This window comes from Bacillus sp. JJ1474, assembly GCF_036965225.1.
GTDB lineage: Bacteria > Bacillota > Bacilli > Bacillales > Cytobacillaceae > Cytobacillus.
Map to the genome: position 1 here is coordinate 1 of NZ_JBALPC010000290.1, position 4974 is coordinate 4974.

The 4974-nt window shown below is 39.0% G+C and carries 3 protein-coding genes; all 3 read left to right on the forward strand.

The annotated features are described in order from the left end of the window. The first annotated feature begins 244 nt into the window (after positions 1-244). The 3 genes from polX (at position 245) to V7164_RS24710 (ending at position 4811) form a co-directional block, all read left to right on the forward strand. A complete protein-coding gene (polX, locus tag V7164_RS24700) occupies positions 245-1966 on the forward strand; it encodes a DNA polymerase/3'-5' exonuclease PolX (RefSeq protein WP_335355543.1) in 1722 nt (573 codons plus the stop codon). A 64-nt stretch (positions 1967-2030) separates the two neighbouring features. Next, entirely contained in the window at positions 2031-4385 is a 2355-nt protein-coding gene (locus V7164_RS24705; RefSeq protein WP_335345235.1) for an endonuclease MutS2, read from the forward strand. 18 nt (positions 4386-4403) lie between these two features. After that, positions 4404-4811 (forward strand): DUF350 domain-containing protein, encoded by a 408-nt coding sequence (locus V7164_RS24710; protein WP_335345234.1) that lies wholly within the window; start codon positions 4404-4406, stop codon positions 4809-4811. Positions 4812-4974: the final 163 nt, after the last annotated feature.

Below are 4974 nucleotides of genomic sequence, written 5' to 3' on the forward strand. Positions count from 1 at the left end.
ATTATACATAGCAGCATTAGTACCAGTAGATTCCATTCAAAATGCCATAAATGAATCCTTTATGGCAAAAGGAATTGTAAAAAATACTCCGATATTTTCTCAGGCTATAAAGGAGATGTGGATTGAATACATAGCTTCTTAACTTCTCTAAAGCAGAGAAGTTTTCTTTTTAAGCAGATAAAAACTGATATTTATAGGAAACAATATTCACAATACAAGTTTTTCAAAAAAGTAGGTGTTCAATATGGGAATTAATAAAAAAGATGCTATTCGGCTCTTAGAAACGATTGCGATTTATATGGAGCTCAAGGGAGAAAACCCTTTTAAAATAGCTGCTTTCCGTAAAGCGGCTGCTGCATTAGAGGCAAATGATCAGAGTTTGACCGAAATAGAAGATTTTACGAAAATTTCTGGGATTGGAAAGGGAACTTCTGCGGTCATTGAGGAGTATATAGAGTTAGGACATTCAACTGTTTTGAATGAACTGAAGGAAGAAGTGCCAAAAGGATTAATTCCGCTGCTTCAATTGCCTAGTCTCGGAGGTAAAAAAATTGCGAAGCTGCATAAGGAGCTAGGGATAGAAAATGCAGCTGACTTGGAAACGGCTTGCCGAAATAAACAAGTACGGGAACTTGCCGGATTTGGGGAAAAATCAGAAGAAAAGATTCTTGCTGCATTAAGTCAAGTGGGAGGCAGACCGGAACGGCTGCCACTCGCTTATATGCTTCCGATTGCAGACTCCATCGAATCTGTTTTAAATGACATAGATGAGGTTGAGAATTTTTCACGAGCGGGCAGCTTAAGAAGAATGAGAGAAACTATTAAGGATTTAGATTTTATCATTGCAACGACTAAACCAGAGGTCGTAAAAGAAAAACTATTAGCCCTTCCACTGATTAAGGAGACGATTGCGGCTGGGGATACAAAGGTTTCAGTCATTCTAGAACATAGCTATGATATATCCGTTGATTTTCGTCTAGTCATGCCTGAGGAATTTGCAACTACGCTTCATCATTTTACTGGCTCCAAGGAACATAATGTAAGAATGCGTCAGCTTGCTAAAGAACGCGGGGAAAAGATTAGTGAATATGGAGTAGAAAATATTGAAACCGGCGAAGTTGCCACTTTTACAACTGAAAGGGAGTTTTATGCACATTTCGGGCTCCCTTATTTTCCACCCGAAATCAGGGAGGACGGAAAGGAAGTAGATGAATACTCTGCTGAATTGGATTTAATCACTCTTTCCGATATAAATGGTGATCTCCATATGCACACGACTTGGAGTGATGGTGCCCATACGATTGAAGAAATGGTTGAGGCCTGCCGTGCACGAGGCTATAAATATGTTGCCATAACGGATCACTCTCAATATTTAAAGGTTGCAAATGGATTAACTTCTGAACGCTTAAGAAAGCAAAAAGAAGAGATTAAACGGCTAAATGAACGCTACGATGATATAACTATTTTATCTGGTGTTGAAATGGATATTTTACCTGACGGAACATTAGATTATGATGATGAACTACTTGCGGAAATGGATATCGTCATCGCGTCTATTCATTCGTCCTTTTCCCAGCCGAAAGCAAAAATAATGGAACGGTTAAAAACAGCCTTGAAGAATCCCCATGTTGACATCATCGCTCACCCAACTGGCAGAAAAATTGGCCAAAGGGATGGCTATGAAGTAGATATAGATCTATTGATTGAACTCGCAAAAGAAACGAATACTGTCTTAGAATTAAATGCAAATCCGAACAGGCTAGACCTTGCCCCTCAGTATATTCGCAAGGCCCAAGACGCTGGTGTGAAAATAGTGATTAATACAGATGCCCATAAGATGGACACATTGACTCATATGTCTATCGGTGTATCGACAGCAAAAAAAGGCTGGATTAAGAAAAACAGTGTCCTTAACGCCATGGATATTGGAGAGCTGCTGGAATTTATAAACAATAAGGATAGATAGGAGGCTAGCAGAACTTGTTAGCTTCAGCTGTCCTTTTGCATTTCGAATAGGAGGTCACATCCTCATGCAGGAAAGAATTTTTAAAGTGCTGGAGTTTAATAAAGTAAAGGAACAATTACTCGAGCATGTATCATCTGAGTTAGGAAGAAGAAAAGCAGAACATTTAATGCCATCTGTCGATTTTGAAGAAGTTCAGCAGTGGCAGGAAGAAACAGATGAAGCTGTAAAGGTGCTTCGAATTAAAGGCAACGTCCCGCTAGGCGGAATATATAATATACGGCCGCATGTCAAAAGGTCACTCATTGGCGGGATGCTAAGCCCGCATGAATTAACACAAGTAGCAAGCACTGTTCATGCAAGCAGACAAATTAAAAGATTTATTGAAGAGTTTGTAGATGAAAATGAGAATTTACCTATATTAAGCAGCTATGTTCTTCGTATTATCGTCTTAGCTGATTTGGAAACAACGATCAAAAATGCAATAGATGACAACGGAGAAGTATTGGATAGTGCGAGTGATACGCTTCGGTCTCTTCGAAATCAATTGCGTACGAAAGAATCCCGGGTTAGAGAAAGACTGGAAAGCATGATCCGTTCGTCAAATGCGCAGAAGATGCTTTCTGACGCCATTATTACGATTCGTAATGATCGCTTTGTTATTCCAGTCAAACAGGAGTACAAAGGGCATTATGGCGGAATTATCCATGACCAAAGCTCTTCAGGTCAAACATTATTTATCGAACCTCAATCGATTGTCCAATTAAATAATGAGCTTCAGGGAATTCGTGTGAAAGAGCAGCAGGAAATTGAAAGGATTTTAATAGAACTTTCAAGCAAGGTAGCAGAAAATAGTTCGGAGCTAGAAGCAATTGTTGATGTTCTAACCGAAATAGATTTTATGTTTGCTAAAGCGCGTTACAGCAACCGGATGAAAGCATCAAAGCCTAAGGTAAATTATGAGGGGAGAATATCTTTATTTAAGGCGCGTCATCCGCTTATTCCTGCGGACGTTGTAGTAGCGAATGACATTTCATTAGGAAAAGACTTTTCGACCATCGTTATAACAGGTCCAAATACCGGAGGGAAAACCGTCACATTAAAAACAGTTGGCTTATGTACGCTAATGGCCCAAGCCGGACTGCAAATCCCAGCCTTAGATGGATCTGAAATTGCTGTCTTTGATGCTGTGTATGCAGATATTGGCGATGAACAATCTATCGAACAAAGTCTTAGTACCTTCTCCTCTCATATGGTGAATATTGTTGACATTCTAAATAGGGTAGACTTTAACAGTCTTGTTCTCTTTGATGAATTAGGTGCAGGAACAGACCCTCAAGAGGGGGCCGCTCTTGCTATTTCCATATTAGATTATGTATATAAACGAGGAGCAAGGGTCATTGCAACGACTCATTATCCTGAATTAAAAGCATATGGTTATAATCGGGAAGGAGTCATCAATGCGAGTGTAGAATTTGATATTGATACACTTAGCCCGACATATAAGCTGCTGTTAGGGGTTCCCGGCCGAAGCAATGCATTTGAAATTTCCAAGAGGCTTGGCCTCCAAGAAGATGTGATTGACACAGCCCGTTCCTATATAAGTGCAGACAGCAATCAGGTTGAGAATATGATCGCTTCGTTAGAGGAGAGCAGAAAACAGGCTGAAGCAGACAAGGAAGAAGCAAGTGACCTTTTAAGAAGTGCTGAAATGCTTCATAAAGATTTGCAAAAGCAAATGATCGAATTTTTTGAGCAAAAAGATACTTTACATGAAAAAGCGGCAGAAGAGGCCGAAGCTATTATCGACCAAGCGAAGGCCGAAGCTGAAAAAGTCATCCGTGATTTAAGAAAAATGCGTATCGAAAAAGCAGCAGAGATAAAAGAACACGAATTAATTGAAGCAAAGAAACGTCTGGAAGAGGCAGCGCCTAAAATTAAAAAGACAAAAAAACTAATTACAAGTAAAGCTAAGCATATATTTAAGCCCGGGGATGAAGTAAAGGTTTTAAGCTTTGACCAAAAAGGAACCCTGATTGATAAGACATCTGACAAAGAATGGCAAGTACAAATTGGGATTCTGAAAATGAAGGTAAATGAAAAGGATTTGGAGTTTATTAAAAGTCCAAAACCAGTGGAAACAAGACCAATGGCGATTGTAAAGGGAAAAGACTTTCATGTTAGTCTTGAACTAGACCTGCGAGGGGAACGATATGAAAATGCTCTGCTTCGAGTGGAGAAATATATCGATGATGCACTGCTAGCTGCCTATCCTCGTGTTTCCATCATACATGGAAAAGGAACTGGTGCACTTAGACAGGGTGTACAGGAATACTTAAGAAATCATCGTTCAGTCAAAAAAATCCGGTTCGGTGAAGCAGGCGAAGGCGGATCAGGTGTAACGGTTGTTGAATTTAAATAACGGATTGGGAGAGAAGAAATGAACCAATTTTGGGAAAATGATTTTGTACAAACGGCGGGGTATTATAGTGTTGTCATTTTATGTATGATCGTATTCTTAGCTGTTTTCGAATTGGTCACGAAATATCGGAACTGGGATGAAATCAAAAATGGGAATATAGCGGTTGCTATGGCAACAGGGGGAAAGATATTCGGGATTGCCAATATTTTTAGACATTCCATCATGATAAATGATTCACTTTTCACCATGATCAGCTGGGGAGTATTCGGCTTCTTTCTACTGTTAACTGGTTATTTTATCTTCGAATTCCTTACACCGAAATTTAAAATTGATGAAGAAATTGAAAAAAATAATAAAGCTGTTGGATTCATATCCATGGTTATTTCGATTGGTTTGTCCTATATTATTGGGGCAGGCTTATCTTAAGGAGCGGGGATATAAGTGGATAAATTAGCAAAAGTATTATTTGGTCTTTGTGGGTTGTTTGTTGTAATCGGTGCTATTTACTTATTATTTATTGCCTAATCTTTTTTTAATATAGTTTTCAAATCGCCATAATCATATGGCGATTTTTTTGTAACCTGATGTA